The organism is Brevundimonas sp. (genome assembly GCF_041919755.1).
Classification (GTDB): Bacteria; Pseudomonadota; Alphaproteobacteria; order Caulobacterales; family Caulobacteraceae; genus Brevundimonas.
Genome location: NZ_JAYRTD010000002.1, coordinates 80,131 through 97,634 on the forward strand (window position 1 = coordinate 80,131; position 17,504 = coordinate 97,634).

At 63.9% G+C, this 17,504-nt stretch carries 14 protein-coding genes; 3 read left to right on the forward strand and 11 right to left on the reverse strand.

Annotated features, from left to right (window positions below; translation table 11 throughout):
• Positions 1-68: 68 nt before the first annotated feature.
• The 9 genes from phbB to ACE3TH_RS03240 form a co-directional block, all read right to left on the reverse strand.
• Positions 69-794, reverse strand: a complete 726-nt coding sequence (gene phbB / locus ACE3TH_RS03200) for an acetoacetyl-CoA reductase (RefSeq protein ID WP_296165071.1) — start codon at positions 792-794, stop codon at positions 69-71.
• Between the two features lie 115 nt (positions 795-909).
• Entirely contained in the window at positions 910-1,974 is a 1,065-nt protein-coding gene (locus tag ACE3TH_RS03205) for an NAD(P)-dependent alcohol dehydrogenase (RefSeq protein ID WP_374597277.1), read from the reverse strand.
• Between the two features lie 59 nt (positions 1,975-2,033).
• Positions 2,034-2,783 (reverse strand): DUF72 domain-containing protein, encoded by a 750-nt coding sequence (locus ACE3TH_RS03210; protein WP_374597279.1) that lies wholly within the window; start codon positions 2,781-2,783, stop codon positions 2,034-2,036.
• A 70-nt stretch (positions 2,784-2,853) separates the two neighbouring features.
• The gene (locus ACE3TH_RS03215; RefSeq protein ID WP_374597281.1) at positions 2,854-4,431 is read right to left on the reverse strand and encodes an ATP-binding protein; all 1,578 of its coding nucleotides are present in this window, start codon (positions 4,429-4,431) and stop codon (positions 2,854-2,856) included.
• Between the two features lie 71 nt (positions 4,432-4,502).
• Positions 4,503-5,864, reverse strand: coding sequence for a glutamate--cysteine ligase (locus ACE3TH_RS03220; RefSeq protein WP_374597283.1), 1,362 nt, complete (start codon positions 5,862-5,864; stop codon positions 4,503-4,505).
• A 105-nt stretch (positions 5,865-5,969) separates the two neighbouring features.
• A complete protein-coding gene (locus tag ACE3TH_RS03225) occupies positions 5,970-6,689 on the reverse strand; it encodes a 16S rRNA (uracil(1498)-N(3))-methyltransferase (protein ID WP_374597285.1) in 720 nt (239 codons plus the stop codon).
• A gap of 186 nt (positions 6,690-6,875) precedes the next feature.
• Positions 6,876-8,039: an acyl-CoA dehydrogenase family protein gene (locus ACE3TH_RS03230; protein ID WP_374597287.1), complete on the reverse strand. Its 1,164-nt coding sequence runs from the start codon at positions 8,037-8,039 to the stop codon at positions 6,876-6,878.
• Positions 8,040-8,411: 372 nt separating this feature from the next.
• On the reverse strand, positions 8,412-10,193 hold the full coding sequence (locus tag ACE3TH_RS03235) for an acyl-CoA dehydrogenase C-terminal domain-containing protein (RefSeq protein ID WP_374597289.1): 1,782 nt from the start codon (positions 10,191-10,193) through the stop codon (positions 8,412-8,414).
• Positions 10,194-10,196: 3 nt separating this feature from the next.
• A complete protein-coding gene (locus ACE3TH_RS03240) occupies positions 10,197-10,682 on the reverse strand; it encodes a MerR family DNA-binding transcriptional regulator (protein WP_374597291.1) in 486 nt (161 codons plus the stop codon).
• A 69-nt stretch (positions 10,683-10,751) separates the two neighbouring features.
• Here ACE3TH_RS03240 and ACE3TH_RS03245 point away from each other — a divergent pair, with 69 nt between their 5' ends.
• A complete protein-coding gene (locus tag ACE3TH_RS03245; protein ID WP_374597293.1) occupies positions 10,752-10,919 on the forward strand; it encodes a DUF2256 domain-containing protein in 168 nt (55 codons plus the stop codon).
• Here ACE3TH_RS03245 and ACE3TH_RS03250 read toward each other — a convergent pair.
• A complete protein-coding gene (locus ACE3TH_RS03250; protein ID WP_374597295.1) occupies positions 10,916-11,338 on the reverse strand; it encodes a DoxX family protein in 423 nt (140 codons plus the stop codon). The genes ACE3TH_RS03245 and ACE3TH_RS03250 overlap by 4 nt on opposite strands.
• A gap of 176 nt (positions 11,339-11,514) precedes the next feature.
• Complete coding sequence (locus ACE3TH_RS03255) at positions 11,515-12,966, reverse strand: protein adenylyltransferase SelO family protein (RefSeq protein ID WP_374597297.1); 1,452 nt, start codon at positions 12,964-12,966, stop codon at positions 11,515-11,517.
• A 192-nt stretch (positions 12,967-13,158) separates the two neighbouring features.
• Here ACE3TH_RS03255 and nhaA point away from each other — a divergent pair, with 192 nt between their 5' ends.
• Entirely contained in the window at positions 13,159-14,382 is a 1,224-nt protein-coding gene (nhaA, locus tag ACE3TH_RS03260) for a Na+/H+ antiporter NhaA (RefSeq protein WP_374597299.1), read from the forward strand.
• 229 nt (positions 14,383-14,611) lie between these two features.
• Positions 14,612-17,257, forward strand: coding sequence for a TonB-dependent receptor (locus tag ACE3TH_RS03265; RefSeq protein WP_374597301.1), 2,646 nt, complete (start codon positions 14,612-14,614; stop codon positions 17,255-17,257).
• Positions 17,258-17,504: the final 247 nt, after the last annotated feature.

Below are 17,504 nucleotides of genomic sequence, written 5' to 3' on the forward strand. Positions count from 1 at the left end.
TGACACTCGCCAAGATCATGAGCCGATTGGTGAAACCCGCGCGCGGCGGATTTTGGGCAGGCTCGCGGTCAACCGACCAGATACTGACCGCCGTTCAACGACAGGGTGCAACCTGTGACATATCCAGCACGCTCGCCACACAGCCAGGACACCATGTCGGCGATCTCCTCGCCCTTGCCCAGTCGCCCGACGGGGATCTGGGCGACGATGCCGGCCAGGACTTTCTCGTCCATGGCTCCAACCATTTCGGTGTCGATATAGCCCGGGGCGATGCAGTTGACGGTGACGCCCTTTCTCGCATTCTCCAGGGCCAGAGCCTTGGTGAAGCCGATCATGCCAGCCTTGGCGGCGGAATAGTTGGTCTGGCCGATCTGGCCCTTCTGGCCATTGATCGAGGAAATGTTGACGATCCGGCCGTGTCCGCGATCGCGCATGCCGGTGATCACCTGACGCGTCATGTTGAAGACGCTGTCCATGTTGACGCGGATCACATCGGACCACTGGTCGTGGCTCATCTTGTGAAAGAAGCCGTCGCGGGTGATGCCGGCATTGTTGATCAGCACGTCAATGGGGCCCAGTTCGGCCTCGACTTCTTTCACCGCGCGCTCGCAGTCCTCGAACGAGCCGACGTTGCCCTTGACGACCATGACACCCAGCTCGCGCGCCGTGGCCTCGGCGGCTTCTGTATTGCCCGAATAGCCGGCGGCGACTGACAGGCCGTCTTCCTTCAACCGCTGAACGATCGCCTTGCCGATGCCGCGGGTTCCACCCGTGACCAGAGCCACTCGTGCCATGTGCGTATCCTGTCCGTTGGCGGGAGCCTCTCAGACGGGCTCCCTGCCTTCGGATGAACCCTAGACCGGCCTTGTCGCGGGCATCAACCGCCGAACGGTAAAAACCGCTAGCGGATCAGGCCACCAGTTTTTCTATATCCAGCACGAAGCGATAGCGGACGTCGGACCTCTCCATCCGCTCATAGGCCTCGTTGATGCGATCCGGCGCGATCAGTTCGATGTCACAGGCGATGTTGTTGGCGGCACAGAAATTCAGCATTTCCTGGGTTTCGCGGATACCGCCGATCAGCGACCCCGCCACACGACGCCGACGCCACAGCAGGGGCATGGCGAACACCGGCATCCCCTCCGTCGACAGACCCAGCATGACCATGGTGCCGTCCTTGGCCAGCAGGTTCAGGTGCCCGGCGATTTCGTGCGTGGCCGAGACGGTGTTGATGATCAGGTCGAACTTCTCGGCTGCCGCCTTCATCGCATCCTTGTCGGAGTTGATGAGGAAATGCCTGGCACCCATTCGCTCGGCATCGGCCTTCTTGCGATCGGAGGTCGACAGGACGGTGACCTCCGCCCCCATGGCCGCGGCCTGTTTGACGGCCATGTGCCCCAAGCCGCCCAGGCCGATAACAGCGACCTTGGAACCCGGTCCGACATTCCAGGTCTTTAGCGGCGAATAGGTGGTGATGCCCGCGCACAGCAGGGGGGCTGCGGCGTCGAGCGGCAGGCTGTCAGGAATGCTCAACACATAGTTCTGATCCACCACGATGGCGTCGGAATAGCCGCCCTGGGTGATGGTCTGGCCCACCTCGCCACCCTTGGGATCGGTTGAGCCATAGGTCTGGGTCATGCCGGGGACGCAGTATTGCTCCTCGCCCTCCTTGCAGGGCGCGCACTGGCGACAGCTATCGACCATGCAGCCAACGCCGACACGGTCGCCCTCCTTGAAGCGGGTGACATTGGCCCCGACGGCGGTGACGACACCGGCGATCTCGTGGCCCGGCACGATGGGATAGCGGGTGTTGCCCAGATCGTTCTTCACGATGTGCAGGTCGGAGTGGCAGACGCCCGCGAACTTGATCGCGATGGCCACATCATCCGGACCCGGATCGCGCCGCTCGAAACTGTACGGAGCCAGCGGCTTGTCGGACGCGGTGGCGGCAAAGGCGCGGGTGGCGATGGGCATGGGTGGACCTCCGTGATCTGTGGCTCAGGTGAGGCTGGCGGTCCCGCTTCGCAACGCCCTCAGCCCAGTTTCTTTATCAGCGCTTGCGCCGCCGCCGGGTTGCGCACCTTTGCGCCCGAGATGAAATAGGCGAAGACGTCGCCGCGTTTGGCCCAGGCTCGAGTTTGTTGTGCGACGGCATCGAGCTCGTCCGAGGTCATGCCCGTGGGCTCATCCTCGCGGCTGGACATCAGCCGGGCATAGGTAAAGTCCGCCGTCGGCTGGTCGATCCGGGGCCATTCGGGGGCCTCGTCATCGACGGCATAGACGATGGCCGTGCCATACTTTGCCGCCAGATCGTAGAACTGCGGGATGTCGAACGTCGGGCTGCGGACCTCCAGCGCATGACGCAGGCGCAGGCCGTCTTTCTCGGTCGGCAGCAGTTTCAGAAAGCCCTCGAAGTCTGCGGGGTCGAACTTCTTCGTGGCCATGAACTGCCAGTTTATCGGTCCCAGCTTGTCGCCCAGCGCCGTCAGCCCCTGATCCAGAAACCGGTCGAAACTCTCCTTGCCTTCGCTCAGCACCTTGCGATTGGTGCAATAGCGGCTGGCCTTGACCGAGAACACGAACCCCTCCGGCGTCTCGTCGCGCCACTTCATCCAGCTGTCGGGCTTGAAGGTGGAATAATAGGTGCCGTTGATCTCGATGCTCGTGACCGCACGGCTGGCAAACTCTAGCTCGCGTTTCTGGACCAGATCGGATGGATAGAAGACGCCGCGCCAGGGCTCATAGGTCCAGCCGCCGATGCCTGTGTAGATCTTGCCGCTCATGTCCCGCCTCGTTTCTGTGGCCAGACTACGCACCGTTGTCTGTTTGAGCCAGGCAAGAACGATTGCTGATCTAGCCTGCGATCGCCGCCTGCATACCGGCCAGCAGGCTGGCGGCGGTGATGGGTTTGGGCACGTGGTGGTCGGCACCGGCGGCGAAGGCCTGATCGCGGTGTTCGGCCATGGCATTGGCGCTGAGCATGACGACAGGGGTCCGGTGGCGGGCAGGATCACCGGCTTCAAGGTCGCGGATGGCGCGGGTGGCGGTCAGGCCATCCATCACGGGCATCTGCATGTCCATCAGGACGACGTCGAACAGGCCGTTTTGGAAGGCTGCCAGGGCCTGGGCCCCGTCATCGACCGTCACCACCTCGGCCCCATGGGTGCCCAGGATCAGCTGGACGACGCGCTGGTTGGTCGGGTGATCCTCGGCTAGCAGGACGCGAAGGGTCGGCAGGGGCGCTTCCGCAACCTCGGGCTGGCTAGGCTGGGTTCTGGCCAGGCCTGTCTCAACGCGTGTGAGGGGTAGTTCGACCGCGAACCGGCTACCGACGCCAGGAGTCGATGTCGCCCAGATGCGGCCGCCCATGAGTTCGACCAGGGCCTGACAGATCGACAGGCCCAGGCCCGTCCCGCCGAAACGCCGGGTGATGCTGCTGTCCGCCTGGCTGAAGCGATCGAACAGGCGGCGGGCATGGTTGGGACCGAAGCCGACGCCGGTATCCTCGACCTCGAAACGCAACAGGGCGTGGCCGTCCTCGTCATCGATGAGGCTGAAGCGGACTGTGACCGAGCCAACGGCGGTGAATTTGACGGCGTTGGACAGCAGATTGCCCAGCACCTGACGGATGCGGGTGCTGTCGCCGATGAAGGTGCCACGGGCGTCCGCCGGTCGCTCGACGATGAAGGCCAGGCCGCGCTCTTCGGCCCGCGGGCGCATGACATCCAGCGGTGCGACGATGGCTTCGTCCAGGTCAAAGGCTCGCGCCTCGATGTCCAGTTGACCAGCCTCGATCTTGGAAACGTCCAGGATGTCCGAAACAAGCCGCTCCAGAGTCCGACCGGAGGCGTTGATCAGCGTCACCATCTCGGCCTGTTCGGGGCTTAGCGAAGTGCGGGACAGGGCATCGACGATGCCGATGACGCCGTTCAAGGGCGTGCGGATCTCGTGGCTCATATTGGCCAGGAAGTCGGACTTGGCGCGGTTGGCCGCCTCTGCGGCGGTCTTGGCCTCGACCAGGGCGCGTTCGGCGGCGACCTTTTCGGTCACGTCGCGGGCGACACCATAGATGCGGTCGCCGAACCGGTGGGCCCGCCATTCCAGGGTGACGTCGTGACCTTCCCGGTGGCGATAGCGGTTGATGTGGCCGATAACGGGATCGCCCGGCTGCCGGTTTTCGACTTCGACGACGCTGTCCAGCGTGCTCGGCAGATCTTCGGGGTTGAGCAGTTCCAGCAGCCGCCGGCCCTCGATCTCGTGCGGATGATAGCCCAGGACGGTGAACCAGGACGCGCTGGCCTTGATCACCAGACCGTCCATGTCGCGCACGACCAGCAGATCCAGAGAAACATCGAAGAAGGTGTCCAGATCGACCCGTGCCACGTCACCGGTGCCGATGTCGGGCGTGGTGGCGAGGGTCAGGCAGGTCATCGGCAACGCTTCCTACGGGGAACGCGGCACCCTTAGCGGGGAGGGGTTAAGGTCACCTTTGCAGTGACGGATCAGTAGGCGAAATCGCGGTAAATCCGCCCGACATTGCCCTGCCAGTCGCCGTGGTACAGCTCCAGCAACCGTTCGGCCGGGGTAATGCCGCTGTCGGCGATGTCTTCCAGTTCGGACAGATAGCCGCGCTCGTCGACCATCCCGCCGCTGAAACGGGCGCGGTTCTTGAGCCCCTGTTTGGCGATGGCGACCAGATCGACGGCGATGTCGCGCACGGATCGACCGGCGACCTCGGCCTTCAGGCCCAAGCGGGTCACGTCGCGGCGCAGGCGCTCGTGGTCGGCGATGTCCCAGTCCTTGACCAGATCCCAGGCAGCGGCGAGGGATGGTGCATCGTACAGAATACCGGCCCACAGGGCCTGCAACGCGCAAATGCGGCTCCACGGCCCGCCGTCGGCCCCGCGCATCTCCAGATAGGCCTTGAGACGAACCTCGGGGAAGAGGGTGGTCAGGTGGTCGTTCCAGTCCTTCAGTGTCGCGCGCTCGCCGGGCAGGGCGGGCAGGCCCTCGGTCATGAATCTGCGGAACGACTGTCCCGACAGGTCGACATAGGTCTCGCCGCGCTTGGCGAAATACATCGGCACGTCCAGCGCATAGTCGGCATAGCGTTCGAAGCCGAAGCCGTCCTGAAAGACGAAATCCAGCATGCCGGTGCGGTCCGGATCGGTGTCCGTCCAGACATTGGCGCGGGCGCTGAGGAAGCCGTTCGGCTTGCCTTCGGTGAACGGCGAACAGGCGAACAGGGCGGTGGCGATGGGTTGCAGCGCAAGGGAGGTGCGGAACTTGGCGACCATGTCGGCTTCGCTGTCGAAGTCCAGGTTCGACTGGATGGTGCAGGTGCGCAACATCATGTCGAGGCCCAGCGATCCCTTCTTGGGCATATAGGCGCGCATGATGCCGTAGCGGCCCTTGGGCATGATCGGCACATCCTCGCGCCGCCACATCGGGTCGAAGCCTGCGCCCAGAAAGCCCAGGTTCAGCTGATCCGCAACCTGTTTGACCTCCATCAGGTGGCGGCCGGTCTCGTCGCAGATTTCGTGGACGTCCTTCAGCGGCGCGCCGGACAGCTCGAACTGGCCGCCGGGCTCCAGGCTGATGGAGGCGGTCATGCCCTCGGCATTCTTGCGCTCCAGGGCGATGATGTGGCCCGCCTCCTCGACGGGGCTCCAGCCGAAACGCTGCAGGCCGGTAAGCATGGCCAGAATGCCACTGTCGCCCTCATAGGTCGGGCGGCGCAGGGTGGTGCGGTCAAACCCGAACTTCTCGTGCTCGGCCCCGATGCGCCACTGGTCCCGGGGCTTGATGCCCTTGGACATGGCCCCGATCAGATCGTCTCTTGATAGCGGCGCGTGATCGGCCATCTGTAACCCCTGCTGTCGCGGCTAGATGGTGGGAAAAGCAGCGCTACTCAAGGGGCTTTGTTGTTTGCCCTATCGCTCGCCGCCCGGCGGCTCTCTGCTCGAGGGCTAACGCTCCCAATCTCCCGCCGCCGCCTGCCAAAGGGTCATGGCCGCGATGGCGGCGGTGTCGGCGCGCAGGATACGCGGACCCAGCGAGACGGCGGTGGTGAAGGACAGGGCGCGGAGGCGCTCACGCTCCTCCGGCGAGAAGCCGCCTTCAGGTCCGATCAGGATAGCCCACGGACCCGGAGCGATATCTTTGAGAGCAGCCATCACCGGTGCCCCGCCCGTCTCGTCGCAGAACATGAGGCGGCGGCCGTCCTGCCAGGTGTCGAGGATGTCGGACAGCTTCATGGGGTCATCAACGACCGGCACGTCCAGACGCCCCGTCTGTTCGGCGGCCTCCTCGGCGATGGCGTCCAGGCGATCCAGGCGGATACGGTCGGCATTGGTGCGCTGGGTCAGGGACAGGCGGACCCGACGCGCGCCCAGTTCGGCGGCCTTTTCGACGATGGTCTCGACCCGCGCCTTCTTGACCACGGCCACGATCAGCTCGAGGTCGGGGCCAAAGGTCTGGGGCCGAACCTGCTCTTGCGCCCTAAGGATGACGCCCTTTTTGAGCACCTCGGCAATGGTGCAGCGCCACTCGCCGTCCTTACCGTTGAAGACCAGCAGATCAGCGCTAACCTTCAGCCGCATCACCTGCGTGAGATAGCGCGACTGGTCGAGCGTGGGTGCGACGGCCGCGCCGGCGGACAGGGGTTGGGGGACGTGTAGGCGGATCATCTCCTGCACTTACTCCCCGGTTCAATTGAGTGGTAGCCGGGCCTGCTCGTGCTGCTGGTGCACCAGGCCCTCAAGCTTTCACGTCCAAAACGCAGCCCGGCATCCCGACGGCTCAGAAATCTGCCATTCGATGGGTCAGCTCTGGCCGCCGACGAAAGCGCTTTCGTCAGCTCAACCATAAAGCATTTAGAGCGTCCGTGCGATCAAGAGCTTCATGATCTCGTTCGTGCCGCCATAGATGCGCTGGACGCGGGCGTCCTTGTACAGCTGGGCGATCGGATACTCGTTCATGTAGCCGTAGCCGCCGTGCAGCTGCAGCATCTCGTCGATGGTCTCGCCCTGGATGTCGGTGACCCAGTATTTGGCCATGGAGGCGGTGGCGGCGTCGAGCTGGCCCTTCAGGTGCAGGCCGATGCAATGGTCGGTGAAGACCTTGGCGACGGTCAGCTTGGTCTTAACCTCGGCCAGCTTGAACTGGGTGTTCTGGAAGTCGAGGATGCGTTTGCCGAAGGCCTTGCGCTCTTTCACATAGGCGATGGTCTCGGTCAGACCACGCTCGGCGGCGGCGACGCCCTGGACGGCGATGTTCAGTCGCTCCTGCGGCAGTTGCTGCATCAGCTGGACGAAGCCCTGACCTTCGTTGCCGCCGATGATGTTCTCGGCGGGCACCTTCACGTCGTTGAAGAACAGCTCGGAGGTGTCGTTGGCCTCCATGCCGATCTTGTGCAGGTTGCGGCCGCGCTCGAACCCTTCGGCTCCGTCGGTTTCGACCACGATCAGCGACGTGCCCTTGGCCCCTTCGGCCGGATCGGTCTTGGCCACCACGATAATGAAATTGGCCAGCTGGCCGTTGGTGATGAAGGTCTTGGAGCCGTTCAGGACGTAGCCGTTGCCGCTCTTGACCGCGGTGGTCTTGATGCCCTGCAGGTCCGAGCCCGCGCCCGGCTCGGTCATGGCGATGGCCCCGACCAGTTCACCCGAGACCAGGCGCGGCAGCCAGCGCTGCTTCTGCTCCTCGGTGCCGTAGTGCCAGATGTAGGGCATCACGATCGCATTGTGCAGGCTGATGCCGAAGTGGTCGGCCCCCTTCCAGCCCAGCTGACGCATCAGCACGACCTCGTGGCGATAGTCACCGCCCATGCCGCCCTCTTCCTCGGGCATGGAAATCCCCAGCAGGCCCGCATCGCCTGCGTCGTTCCAGAGCTGACGCGGCACCGAGCTGTCGGCGATCCACTGGGCGAACTTCTCGGGCGGGGCGTGCTCGTCGATCCACTTGCCGACGCTGTCGGAGAAGAGGGTGATCTCCTCGTCCTGCATGAAGTCGGGGTCGGGACTGTTGAGGATGTTCATGAGCGGCGTAACTCCAAAGTCAGGTCTAATCGCGAACGAGGCGAGCGTCAGTCACGTGTCCGTCCCTCATACGAAGCACGAGCCACTCCGAGTCCAAGGACAGCCAACTCCTTTCCGGGCCGAGACGATAGACAACATCCCACTCCGAAAAGTAGCCGGTGCTTGGTGGCGAACCCAACAGATCAATGACCTCCTTTTCGGACTTGCCTATCAGAACGCCGGTTCTGATGAGGTCATCTGCCATCGGATTCAGGTCGCCGCTCCAATAGTCCGCCTTGGCCCAGACAGCCGGATCGAAAGCGGGCCTGGTCGTCGCCCACCCTACAATACCACCGAGCGCAGCCGCAGCAGCGAGGGCGGCGACCCTCACGCTCAGAACGCCTCCGCCGGCAGCGCCATCAGCACATCCGCGCCGGTCTTCAGCTTGGCCAGGTGAGCGTGGGCGTCGGGCAGGATGCGTTCGACGAAATAGCGGCCGGTGGCGATCTTGTTGGCATAGAAGGGGTCGTCGGAACCGGCGTCGATCTTGGCCTGCGCGGCCTTAGCCATCTGGGCCCAGAGGTAGGCCAGGGCGGTGATGCCGAACAGATTCAGATAGTCGGTCGAGGCGGCCCCGGCATTGTCGGGATTGGCCATGCCGTTCTGCATCAGCCACATGGTCGCTTCCTGCAGCTTCTTCTTGGCGTCGGCCAGACCCTCGACGAAGGGCTGGACGGGGCCTTCGCCGCCGTTTTCGGCCACGAAGGCGTCGATGTCGGCGAACCAGCTCATGATGGCGCGGCCACCCTGCGACGGCAGTTTCCGGCCGACCAGATCCAGCGCCTGGATGCCGTTTGTGCCTTCGTAGATCATGGTGATCCGCGCATCGCGCAGATACTGCGACGCCTGGAAATGCTCGGTGTAGCCGGAACCGCCGTGGACCTGCATGGCCAGGCTGGCGACGTGGAAGCCCTTGTCGGTCAGATAGGCCTTCAGCACCGGGGTGATCAGACCCATGTAGTCATGTGCCTTCTGCGCCTCGGCCGCATCTTCGGAGCGTTGCAGGTCGGCTTGGAGCGCGGTCCACAGGATGAAGGCCTGGCCTCCTTCGACGAAGGCCTTGGCCTCCATCAGCATGCGACGGACGTCAGGGTGGACCAGGATGCTGTCGGCGGGGCCGTCGGGGTTCTTGGGTCCGGTCAGGCTGCGGCCCTGCAGGCGGTCCTTGGCGAACTCCACGGCGGCCTGATAGGCGGCGTCGCCGATGGCCAGGCCTTGCAGGCCGGTGCCCAGGCGGGCCTCGTTCATCACCACGAACATGTTGTTCATGCCCCGGCCTTCCTCGCCGATCAGCCAGCCGGTCGCACCGTCGTACTGCATGACGCAGGTGGCGTTGCCGTGGATGCCCATCTTGTGCTCCAGGCCCGCGCACATCAGGCTGTTGCGCTCACCCAGGCTGCCGTCTTCATTGACAAGAACCTTGGGCACCAGGAACAGCGACAGGCCCTTGATCCCGGCGGGCGCGCCCTCGACGCGGGCCAGGACGGTGTGGATGATGTTGTCGGTGAAGTCGTGCTCGCCGGCCGAGATCCAGATCTTCTGGCCGGTGATCTTGTAGGTGCCGTCGCCCTGCGGGACCGCCTTGGTTCGCACCATGCCCAGATCCGTGCCGCACTGGGGCTCGGTCAGGTTCATCGTCCCGCCCCATTCGCCGGTCGCCATCTTGGGCAGGTATTTGGTCTTCAGCTCTTCGGACGCATTGGCGTGGATGCCGGCATAGGCCCCGGCGGTCAGGCCCGGATACATGGAGAAGGCGGCCGAGGCCGCGGCCGTGAACTGGCCGAAGGCCATCGACACCACGGCGGGCATGCCCTGTCCACCGTACGCCGGATCGGCGGCCAGCGCCGGCCAGCCGGCCTCGACCATGGCCTGATAGGCTTCCTTCCAGCCCTTGGGTCCGGTGACGACACCATTGTCCCAGTGGCAGCCTTCCTTGTCGCCCGAATGGTTGATAGGGGCGATGACCTCCTCGGCGAACTTGGCCCCTTCTTCCAGGATCTGCCCGACCAGGTCGGACGAGACGTCGGCGAAACCGGGCTGGTTGGCGTAGCGATCGATCTCCAGAACCTCGTTCAGGATGAAGGTCAGGTCGCGGACGGGGGCCTTGTAAGCCATGGGTCAGGCTCTCGCTTTGAAGGGGTGAAGGTTGTGGTCGGGGTTCATGCGCGCCTTCAGCAGGCTGGCATATTCTTCGGCGCCGGGCAGCAGGTCGGGACGGTATTCGCCCAGCTTGCGCTCCATGACGGCGCAGGCTTCCTCGGCGGTCTCGATGGCGGCATCCAGGTCTTCGCGCTGCTGTTTCAGGGCGGCGATCTGGGCGCGGTGGCGACGCAGGGCCACGGCCATCTGATGGGTATTGTGGTCGTCGTGGTCGTACAGATCGAGCATCTGCTGGATCTCGACCAGGGAAAAGCCGATGCGGCGTCCGCGCAGGATCAGCTTCAGCCGGGCCCTGTCGCGGGCGTCATAGACGCGGGTCTGGCCCTTGCGCGCAGGGGTCAACAGGCCCTTGTCCTCATAGAAGCGAAGGGCTCTCGCCGTCGCGCCGAACTCTCGGCACAACTGGCGGATGGAGTAGGTGCGATGATCGTCGGCGGTCGCCATGGCCAACGTCATAACTTGACGTGCACGTAAAGGGAAGCCTTGGCGCGCTCAGCCTGCTAGGATGCGACAATGGCCCGCAAACACGTCAACAATGCTGGTGCCGCCAAGCGCGACCTGCCCAGCAAGATCTGCGTGGTCTGTGGCCTGCCCTTCAGCTGGCGGCGCAAATGGGCGCGCGACTGGGATCAGGTGAAGGTCTGCTCGGACCGATGTCGGGCGGCGAAGCCTAAGGCCTAGCGGACCTCGCGGCCCCGAAACCACAAGACGGGCACGGTCATGGCGATCAGAATGGCGTTGGTGACTGCCGGGCCGGCTTCCAGACCCAGGGCGTGGACGCCCAGCATGATCGTCTCCAGTGCCAGCAGGCCGGCGGCGGCGGTCAGCATCAGGGGACGCCCGTGCTTCCAGGACACGACCGGGCCCAGCAGCAGGATGGCCAGCACGATCTCGGCCACCCCCAGACCACGCACCATATTGGCGGGCACCAGGGCGGGCCAGCTCATCAGCTGGATCAGATTGGCCATCGGCTCGGTCAGCTTGGCGTAGCCGGCGGCCGTGAAGAACATCGCCAGCCAGCCCTGCAGCGTCCACAGGGTGAGGTTGCGATAGCTCGCGAACAGGCGCGATCGGGCGGGTGTCAGAACCTGAGAGGTCATATGTTTCGACGCCGGGGAGGGCGCTCGCTTCTTGATTGGTAACAGTTGCGATATCGGATTGAGCCTACCGGTTCGCAAGGGTCTTATAGCCGCGCTTGTGCGATTTGTCATCAACAGATGACATCAGCTGATGACTTATTGTTTCTGTCACCCGAAATAGCACTCGGACACGGCGGTCAAAGGCGCGACTGACTGGCCTGTTCGATGCGGTCCAGCTTGGCGTTCATGGCCGACCAGTCGTCGCGGTCAGCGATTTCGGCCCAGATCGCCTCGACTTCCTCGATCAGCATCTCTTCCGGCTCCGACCGGGCGAAGACGGGGTGTTCCAACCGTTCGGGCCGGTCCGGCGCATGTTCAAACAGGGCGAAGCGGAAGGCATCGAAGGCTTCGCCTTGATAGAGCTTGCCGCGCGGCCCGCCGAGCGCCCGAGCCGAAGAGGCGAAGCCGGCGAACCAGTCGTGGAACAGCGGCTCCCAACGCAGAGCCTCGCGGCCCTCTTTCAATAAGGCCAAGGTCGCATCCAGCAGGCGCTGATCCGCGGCCTCGCCGAGACTGAGCACGCCCAGGCGCTCCATAAAGGCCGCGCGCAGCTCGCGGATATAGGCGGGGCCGAAACCGTTCAGGGCATCCGTCAGCGGCTCGGCCTCGGCGACCAGTTTCAGCGCGCCACCCAGCTGCGTCAGAGCCCAGAAGACGGCTTCGGGCTGGCGGGCGAAGGCGTAGAGGCCGGTCTGGTCGAAATAGGCGGCGGTGAACTCGGGCTGATACGACGGCAGGAAGCGCCACGGGCCGTAATCGAAGCTTTCGCCGGTGACGTTCAGATTGTCGGTGTTCAGCACGCCGTGAACGAAGCCGGCCGCGACCCACCGCGCCGCCAGCCGGGCCGAAGCGTGAACAACGGCGGCGTAGAAGCCCGGGGTGTCTCCCGCCGTGACGCCGGGGTGGTAGAGGCCGCGCGCATGCTCGACCAAAGCCTCGACCATGTCCGGCCGGTTCAGATAGGCCGCGCGCTGGAAGGTGCCGAAGCGGATGTGACTGTGAGACCGCCGCACCAGGACGGCTGACCGGGTCGGCGATGGCTCGTCCCCACGCTCCAGCGTCTCGCCGGTTTCGATCAGCGAAAGCGCGCGGCTGGTCGGCACGCCTTGCGCCTCCAGCATGGCCGCCGCCAGGACTTCGCGCACGCCCCCTTTGAGCGTCAGTCGTCCGTCGCCACCGCGCGACCAAGGCGTGGTGCCGGAACCCTTGGTGCCGAGGTCGAGCAGTCTCTGTCTTGGGGCGCTATCGCTCGCGACGCGGTCGCTCTCTGCATGAGCGCGGGGCGTCTCGCGCAGCTGGGCCGCCAGGAATCCGCGCCCGTCTCCGAGGTCGGGATTGTAGTGCCTGAACTGATGTCCGTGATAGCGCATGGCGATGGGCCCAGGCTGGCCGGGTAGGGGCTCGAATCGTCCGAAGTGCGCGATCCACTCGGCGTCGGTCAGGGTGTCCAGACCGACCGCGGCCGCAGCGCGATCGTTGCGTAAGCGCAGGCGGGTTTGCGGAAAGACGGCGGCCTGAACCGGATCGCCGAACTCGGGCCCCAGTGCGGCGAACTGCGGATCGGGACGATAGGTTGGCGAAACGGGCATCGGTCGCAGATGCGACCTGCAAGGATCACGCGCAACCACTCAGCAGGTTGATCGTATGGTGCGGTGCGTTAAGCTAACGGCAGAGATCAGGTCGGGCTTATCCCGGCCAGGCCGGCGCCGATGCGCGAACCCGGTCCGGCACCCGTCGATAACCCGGTGCCACGTACAGACCTTTTTTTATCGGAGGCCGACGTGGCGCGCAGGATCACGATCAATACGCTGCAGTTCCTGAAGACCGAGGCAGGGTCCGGCATGGCTTTGGGCCTGGCGGCGCTCACGGCCCTGATCGTAGCCAATTCTCCTCTGGCGGGCGGTTATTTCTATTGGCTCAAGAGCGAGCATGTCCTGCAGGTAGGGCCGCTGATGCTGGAGTTGGCCATCTCCGACTGGATCAAGGAAGGTCTGATGGCGATCTTCTTCCTCGTCGTGGGGCTGGAGATCAAATACGAGATCCTCAAGGGTGAACTCAGCGATCCGCGCAAGTTGGCGACGCCCGTGCTGGCGGCCATCGGGGGCATGCTGGCCCCCGCAGGAGTCTATCTGCTGGTATCAGGCCTGGCGGCAGGCCCGCACGAAGGCTGGCCCATCCCGTTGGCAACAGACATCGCCTTCGCGCTCGCCGTCTTCGCCGTCGCCGCCAAGAAGCTTCCCTCATCGCTGCGGGTATTCCTGCTGACCTTGGCCATCGTCGATGACTTGGGGGCCATCGCCTTGATCGCCGTGCTGTTCTCGTCCGGCATAGAGTGGATGCCGCTTGCCGCCGTCGCCGGCCTGTTGGTCGCAGGCGCGATCGGTGCGCGGATGACACGGATTCCGGCACCATTCTGGGTGCTGGGCTTTGCGGTGGTCTGGTATCTGACGGTCCTGGCCGGTCTTTCGACATCCCTGACGGCCGTCGCGTTTGCTCTGATCGTGCCGGTCGAGCCGCGCAAGTGCGACAACCAGAGCCCTCTGAAGGAAGCGATGCATGACCTGCATCCCTATGTCGCCTTCCTGGTCCTGCCGCTGTTCGCCTTCGCCAAGGCGGGCGTCAGCTTCGCCGGCCTGGCGCTGGATCAGGCGATGGCGCCTCTGGTGATCGGGATTGCGCTGGGTCTGTTCGTGGGCAAGCAGATCGGCGTGTTCGGCATGGCCTGGCTAGCCTCGGCATTGAAGCTGGGGGCCAAGCCGACAAACTCGACCTGGCTGGAGGTCTACGGCGTCAGCCTGCTGTGCGGCGTCGGCTTCACCATGAGCCTGTTCATCGGCGTTCTGGCCTTTCCGGGAGCGATCGATTCGGTCGAGCAGGTCGAGGTCAAGCTGGGCGTTCTGGGCGGCTCTTTCCTGTCCGCCGTGTCTGGCGCGATCGTGCTCGGTGTCGCCGGTGCCCGACGCAAGAAATTGGCCGCAGCGAACACGGATACTGACGCCAGCTAGGCGAATATTGACCTAAGGTCATCGTTTTCTGTCGCTTTTGCGTCACAGTTTGGCGACGCACGCGGTTGAATTGTGTCGTGATGTTGTGCGGCTGCTTGTCGCTGACTCGGGATAGGCTTACCCAAAAGGTTGGACTTTCCGTGCTCCATCAGAAGAGCGCGGTCCAGGGATCAGGAAACGCCGCGGCGACCGCCCAATGCGGGGCCCGGCATAATGTCGGGGAAGCCATATGCGCCTTACCAATCTGCTTCGTTCCACAGCCTCCGTCGCCGTCGTAGGTGCCGTGGCGTTCGGTTTCGCCGGCGTGGCCTCGGCCCAGTCGGCCGAGCAGGACAGCCCGACCACCATCGACGACATCATCGTCACCGCCCAGAAGCGCGAGCAAAACCTTCAGGACGTGCCGATCGTGGTCACCAGCCTGTCGTCCGAGACGCTTCAGGATGCGGGTGTGCGCGACATCAAGGACCTGCAGATCCTGACGCCGGGCCTGACAGTCACCTCGACCTCGTCGGAAGCCTCGACCACTGCCCGTATCCGCGGTGTCGGCACCGTGGGCGACAACCCCGGTCTGGAAAGCTCGGTCGGCGTGGTCATCGACGGCGTCTATCGCTCGCGCAACTCGGTTGGCTTCGGCGATCTGGGCGAACTGAGCCGTATCGAAGTTCTGAAGGGTCCGCAGGGCACCCTGTTCGGCAAAAATACCTCGGCCGGCGTCATCAACATCATCACCGAAGCTCCCTCATTCACGCCCGGCTTCAACGCCGAAGGTACTGTTGGCAACTACGGTGCCTTGGGTGCTTCCGGGTCGGTTACGGGCCCGATCAGCGACCAGCTGGCGTTCCGCCTTTACGGTGCTCGTCGTGTTCGTGATGGCTTCTATAACGTCGATACCGGTGACGGCCCGCGCCCCAATACTGATGACCAGAACCAGGATTTCGGAGCTGTCCGCGGTCAGCTGCTGTGGCTGCCAAACGACAATACGTCTCTGCGACTGATCGCTGACTACACGCGTCGCGACGAATACTGCTGCACCGGTGTGCAGATCCGCTCCGGGCCAACGCAAGCCTTCATCGACCAGCTTTCCACCGGCTCGGGTGCTCGGCCGCCTGCGGCCGGCTTCGCGCCGTTGCCCTTCTCGCGGACGGCATTCGCAAACCGCGAAAGCGGCCAGTCGATCGACGATATGGGCGTCTCGCTGGAGGCGAACATCGACATGCCGTCGATGTTTGGTGGCGCTACCCTAACGTCCGTTACGTCCTGGCGGGACTGGTCGACCGAACTGGGGCAGGATATTGACTATACCGGTGCGGATATCGCCTACCGAGTCCAAGACGAGCAAAATGGCTATAGCGTCGAAAATCTGACGCAGGAGTTCCGCCTGGCCGGTCAGACGGACCGCTTTGACTGGCTGGTCGGGCTGTTCGCGACCCGTGAGGACATCACTCGGGATGACAGCTGGTATTTCGGTGCCGATTACACGCCCTTCATCTCCCTTCTGCTGACCGCTAGCCTGAACGCAGCAACGCAAGGTTTGCCGACGCCTCCTGGGCCGATCCCGATCAACCCTGGCCGCGTGGGCTGCTTTACCGCGACGGGGCAAACCGCTCCGGGCTTGCAGGGCTGCCTATACGGGCTGGTCCCCGCCACAGGGCCAGGCTTTACGCTCGGGCAAGGCTATGCTGACACCTATGATCAGGAATCGACTTCGATTGCCTTGTTCACCAACAACACTTGGCGCGTGACGGATCAGTTCGAACTGACGTTGGGCCTTCGCTACACGATGGACGACAAGTCTCTCGACGCTCGCCAACAGAACGTGAACGGCAACGGTGCAACCTGTACGGCAGCTCAGCTCAATGCAGCGGCTATCGGCGGCGCAGTCGGTGCCGGCAACGTCGGCGGAATCCTGGGTGCGCTTTGCCTTCCGTTCACCAACAGCGCCTTCAACAATCGCACTATCTCCGAAAGCTCGGATGACAGCGAACTGACTGGAACGATCAAGGCGGCTTATCGCCTCAACGACTCATTCATGTTCTATGGCTCGTACGCCCGCGGCTATAAGAGCTTCGGCTACAATCTGGACCGCGTCCATCGCACGGGTACCATCACCCCGGTGTCGACCCTGTTCTTCCCGTCCGAATATGTCGACAGCTACGAGCTCGGCGCAAAGATGACGCTGCTGGATCGCACCCTGTTGCTGAACGTCACCTATTTCGATCAGACGTTCGAAAACTTCCAGCTGAACACGTTCAACGGTGTGGGCTTCACTGTGGAGCCGATCCCGGAACTGACGTCGCGCGGTATTGATGCCGACATGGTCTGGTTCACGCCGATCGATGGCCTGAGCTTGCAGGGAGGTCTAACCTACACCGATGCGGAGTATGGTGTGTTCACGGCCGCCGATTTGGTCGATCCGAACAACTTCCCGGCCACGTCGCTGCTGCCCGGCTCGCGCCCATCGTTTGCGCCGGAGTACTCAGCGTCGCTCTCGATCAACTTCGAACGCAACCTCGGCAATGGCCTACGTGGCGGGTTCAGCCTGGCCGGCAAATACATGACGGAATACAACACCGGCTCTGACCTTTCGCCGTTCAAGCTCCAAGATGCGTTCACCACCGTCAACGGCCGGATCATGATTGGTACGGAAGATGAGCGCTGGACGATGGAGTTCTGGGCGCAGAACCTGACTGACGAAGAGTATCTGCAGGTCGGCTATAACGGCCCGCTGCAAGGCACCGCCTTCCAGACGACGGTGCAGGGCGCGGGAACCAGCAACCCTGGCACCTTCTATAACCAAGCCCGCGATACCCAAACCTACAACGCCTTCCTGGGTGCACCGCGCACTTACGGCGCGACCCTGCGCTTCAAATACTGATCACGGCCTCTTCGAAGGTCTCGACAAGGAGCCGGTCGGGGGAAACCTCGGCCGGCTTTTTCGTGCGCTGATATCAAGGCGCAGCCGGTTTTCGGATGAAGCGGACCAGGTCGCTTGTGAGTTGGGGCGAGCCAGACCACGCGCAATACGACGCACATCCGTGACGATTACCTTCCCAGGCGCGCGAGGATCAGCAGACGACGCGTTTGAGTCGTAGTGCGCAAAGCCGCCTTCACCATCGCCTGGT